The sequence below is a fragment of the Pseudomonadales bacterium genome, from assembly GCA_013215025.1.
Taxonomy (GTDB): Bacteria; Pseudomonadota; Gammaproteobacteria; order Pseudomonadales; family DT-91; genus DT-91.
Genome location: JABSRR010000004.1, coordinates 28,095 through 32,576 on the forward strand (window position 1 = coordinate 28,095; position 4,482 = coordinate 32,576).

Consider the following 4,482-nt stretch of genomic DNA (forward strand, 5'->3'; position numbering starts at 1 on the left):
CTGAACCAAGCCACCGATCATTCTACATTCAGTTTAGCGCTGATCACATAGATCTGCCGAGCATGTATTAAGTGAGTGCCTAGATTAGGCTTTGGGTGAGTCTAGAGGCTGGCGCTGGCCATTATATTTTGCCAAACATTGCCGCAGCTGTTCCAGCTCAAGGGGTTTTATCAAGATATCATTCATCCCCGCCTCATAGCAGGCATCTAAGGCTTGCTTCACTGTATTGGCAGTCAATGCCACGATTGTAAGCTTAGGCAGCCGCGACTGCTGCTCTAACTGTCGTAGCTGCCGCACCGTATCATAGCCATTGAGGGTCGGCATTTCACAATCCATAAACACTAAATCGAACAGCTGCCCAGCTTGGTAAGCCTGTAAAAATTCAGCACCGCTTTGAAACGCCTGATAGGCAATCGAGAGCTGATCAAGCATCGCTGAGATGGTCAGCAGGTTCACTTGATTATCATCCACCACCGCAACCTGCTGCAGCGACAGCGTCTCAGTGGCGCTCAGCTCGGCGTGCTCTAGCGGCGAAACTGGAGTGCCAAGCGGCAGCTGTAATGTAAAGCTTGAACCCTGGCCCAGCGCACTCTGAACCGACAGTTGACCACCCATCATCTGTGCTAGTTGATAGCTAATGGCCAAACCCAATCCAGTGCCGCCATACTCTCTTGCTGTAGAACTATCGGCCTGCTTAAAGGCCTGAAAAAGCATATCGATTTGCTCATTGGCAATGCCAATGCCGCTGTCAACCACCGATAAATTCAGCTGCCATTGATCGGCCTGCTGATCAAGCTGGTAGCGCAGTTGCACAAAACCACTGGGGGTAAACTTAATTGCATTTGACAGTAGGTTCATGACAATTTGTCTTAACCGATGCGGATCACCAAGCAAGGTGGCGGGAGCCGCCTGCTGGGACGATGATTGCAGGCTCAGTGTTAAACCTTTTTCTTCGGCAGTGAACAGCATGGTTTCAACACATTCATCCAGCACCTTATCTATGGCAAAGGGGATCTGCTCCAGCTGCAGCTGCGCGGCTTCAATTTTTGAGAAATCTAACACATCGTTTAATACTGCTAGCAATGCACGACTTGAATTTTGTGCCACTTGTAAAAAATCGTTATGCGGTATTTGCTGCTTTAATAAATCCAGCATGCCAATCATGCCGTTCAGCGGGGTGCGAATTTCGTGACTCATCATGGCCAAGAATTGACTCTTAGCCTGACTCTCTTGAATCAAGTGCTCCTCATTTTGTTTCAGTTTTGACACCGCCTGACCCAGCTGCTTACGCTGCTGCGTGAAAGTATGTGCTAAGAGACTTAGCCAAAACGATAAAAATAGAAACATCAGCGCATGTAGCGCATCGTTCACCAATACAATTGCGGGGTTATTCAAACTGGCCAGCCAGGCCGTTATAAGCATCGCCAGCACCAATACCATATTATAAGCGATGGCCTGCCAGAAATTGGCAATGGTAAACAGCCCTATGGTTGAGGTAATAGCGATCAAATACATCACATCGCGAAACTCACCCAGATGAAACAGCCAGTAGCAGAAAAAGATAATATTGTTACCGACTAGCAGCCAAATTGACTGAATACTTTGTTTGCGGCTAAAGCGTCGCTTAAATAAGGCGGCGGCGACAATCAGCGCTTCTAGCGTCAGAATATGCAACACGCTGATCAAGAACACCGGTGCGGAAAACGCGGTAAGACCGGCATAGGCAACTAGCAAGATACTCAAAAAGAAGATCAGGTAAATCGGCAGCGTAAAGACTACCGCTCGTAAACTAGCATTGCGGTAATGTGCTGAGGATGGATCAAATGCGGTTCGAGTCATGCTGTCTGACAATGATTAAAAAGCTATTGTCTAAAGCTTGACGATTTTTTGCAACTGGCAAAAAAAAACCACCGCAGACGGTGGTTTTCGGTAAGCACAATCAAATATTATTTGATTTTCGCTTCTTTGTATTCAACGTGCTTACGCACAACTGGGTCGTACTTTTTAATCACCATCTTGTCAGGCGTATTACGCTTGTTTTTATCAGTGGTATAAAAATGACCGGTACCAGCGGTTGATACTAATCGGATTAATTCACGTGCACCTTTCTTCGCCATTTCTCAGCTCCTTACACTTTTTCGCCACGAGCGCGAACGTCGGCAAGCACTTGCTCAACGCCCTTCTTATCGATAATACGCATACCTTTTGCTGAAACGCGCAGTTTCACAAAACGCTTTTCAGACTCAACCCAAAAACGGTGGGTATGCAAATTTGGCTCGAAACGACGTTTGGTACGATTTTTTGCGTGCGATACATTGTTACCGGTAACTGGACGCTTACCCGTTACTTGACATACTTTAGCCATGGTCTTACTCGTCGTAATGTTAAAAAATTTAAATATTTGGCCGCTGACTTAACGACAAACACAGTATCGTTAACACTGACTCAATGCAGCAGCTAAATTGAGCGCGACTTTATACCAAAATAGCCGCTAGCAAGCAAATAAAATATCCGATTTCAGTGATATTTTCTTAACTGTCGCCATGCCTGCTGGCGGTAAGATCCGCGCCCAGCCAACAGCATAATCATAGCAAGCCATGCTCGGCAAAAGAGAAACTCTGCTGAGCGGCAATAATCCAGTGATCAAGCAATTGAATATCCAATAGGCGCAAGGCCTGCGCAATCGCCTCGGTAATCTGTTTATCCGCCGCTGAAGGCTGACAATGGCCTGAGGGGTGATTATGCGCCACCATCACCGCTTTGGCATTATGCAGCAGCGCCAGTTTGGCAATTTCGCGCGGATAAACAGGCGATCTATCCAAGGTGCCGAAAAAAAGCTCTTGATAGTGCAATAAACGGTATTGGCTGTCCAAAAATAAGCCGGCAAAAATCTCGCGCTGCTTATCCCAAAATCGCAGCTGCAAATCTTTGCGCACCCACTCTGCGCTTGCCATCAGCGGCCTATCCGGCTCTGACTCAGCAAAAAAGCGCCGCGCCAGCTCCAAGGCCGCCTGCAGCTGAGTATATTTAGCCAAACCCATTCCGGGTGCCAAACTAAACTGCTGAAAATCTGCGCGCAATACAGCATGAATACTGCCAAACTGACGCAGTAGCTGACGCGCCAAATCAACTGCGCTATAACCGGCAATACCGGTGCGCAAAAAGATCGCCAGCAATTCCTCATCGCTCAAAGCCTGCGCACCCACACTGAGTAAACGCTCGCGCGGCCGTGAGGCCGATGGCCATTGTGATATCGCCATGCTGATGTCCTTATCCAGCGAAGTTCTCTATCAACTGTAGCTGGCTCTGAAAAATCCTCAAGGTAAGTGCTTACCAACCCTCAAATATCGATAATTATTACACATAGTTGCGGCTGCAAGTTGGCAATCGGATGTTCACATATTATGATCAAGGCTTTGTAATTGGCAGATAATTTACCCCAACTATTCAGGCACCTATGAGCAGTTTAAGCAATAAACGTATTCTGGTTGGCATTACTGGCGGCATTGCCGCTTATAAAAGCTGTGAGATTGTGCGTAAATTAAAAGCTTATCGCTGTGATGTTCGGGTGGTGATGACCGAGGGCGCACAGGCCTTTATTACTCCACTGACGCTGCAGGCGCTGTCTGGCAATCCAGTGCATACAGCTTTATTGGATCCTGAGGCAGAGGCCGGCATGGGGCATATCGAGCTTGCCAAATGGGCGGATATTATTTTGGTTGCCCCCGCCTCAGCAGACTTTATTGCCAAAACGGCACAGGGCTTAGCCGGCGATCTACTCAGTACACTGCTGCTGGCCACTGAAGCTGATCGCTATATAGCCCCGGCCATGAACCAAAGCATGTATCAAGAAACGGTCACGCAAGACAATATTCAACAGCTGATGCAGCAGGCTTATCAGATATTAGGCCCAGGCGAAGGTGAGCAAGCCTGTGGTGACGTTGGGCCTGGACGGATGTTAGAGCCGTTGGAAATTGTGGAAGCCATCGCGCAGCGCTATCGGGCAAAACCGCTAAGCGGTAAACATATTGTTATTACTGCCGGACCAACCCGCGAACCCCTCGACCCAGTGCGCTATTTATCCAACCACAGCTCAGGCAAAATGGGCTATGCGCTGGCCAGCCAGGCTATTGCACTTGGCGCCAGCGTATGTTTAATTTCAGGGCCGGTGGCCTTAGTAGCACCTGAACGCTGCGAACTGATTCAGGTAGAGTCAGCAGTTGAGATGCTCAACGCTGCACTCAAGGCCAGTCAAGATGCCGATATTTTTATCGCCTCAGCAGCAGTCGCCGATTACCGACCAGCAGAGCAGGCAGTGCAAAAAATTAAAAAATCGAACGAGCAGATAGATTTACAGCTGGTCAAAAATCCCGATATTATCGCCACGGTCAGTCAACGCTACCCAGAGCTACTAACCGTTGGCTTTGCGGCAGAAACAGAGCAGCTGATTGATCATGCCAAGGCAAAATTAATGCGTAAAGG

At 48.2% G+C, this 4,482-nt stretch carries 5 protein-coding genes; 1 reads left to right on the forward strand and 4 read right to left on the reverse strand.

The window, feature by feature from the left end; translation table 11 throughout:
- Window positions 1-84: 84 nt before the first annotated feature.
- The 4 genes from HRU21_00700 to radC all read right to left on the reverse strand — a co-directional run bounded on the left by HRU21_00700 (window position 85) and on the right by radC (window position 3,260).
- The gene (locus HRU21_00700; GenBank protein NRA40802.1) at window positions 85-1,839 is read right to left on the reverse strand and encodes a response regulator; all 1,755 of its coding nucleotides are present in this window, start codon (window positions 1,837-1,839) and stop codon (window positions 85-87) included.
- Window positions 1,840-1,946: 107 nt separating this feature from the next.
- Entirely contained in the window at window positions 1,947-2,117 is a 171-nt protein-coding gene (gene rpmG / locus HRU21_00705) for a 50S ribosomal protein L33 (protein ID NRA40803.1), read from the reverse strand.
- A gap of 11 nt (window positions 2,118-2,128) precedes the next feature.
- A complete protein-coding gene (gene rpmB / locus HRU21_00710; protein ID NRA40804.1) occupies window positions 2,129-2,365 on the reverse strand; it encodes a 50S ribosomal protein L28 in 237 nt (78 codons plus the stop codon).
- A gap of 220 nt (window positions 2,366-2,585) precedes the next feature.
- Complete coding sequence (gene radC / locus HRU21_00715; protein ID NRA40805.1) at window positions 2,586-3,260, reverse strand: DNA repair protein RadC; 675 nt, start codon at window positions 3,258-3,260, stop codon at window positions 2,586-2,588.
- Window positions 3,261-3,457: 197 nt separating this feature from the next.
- Between radC and coaBC the strand changes: the two genes are divergently transcribed.
- The coding region (gene coaBC / locus HRU21_00720; protein NRA40806.1) for a bifunctional phosphopantothenoylcysteine decarboxylase/phosphopantothenate--cysteine ligase CoaBC at window positions 3,458-4,482 on the forward strand (1,025 nt) is incomplete at its 3' end.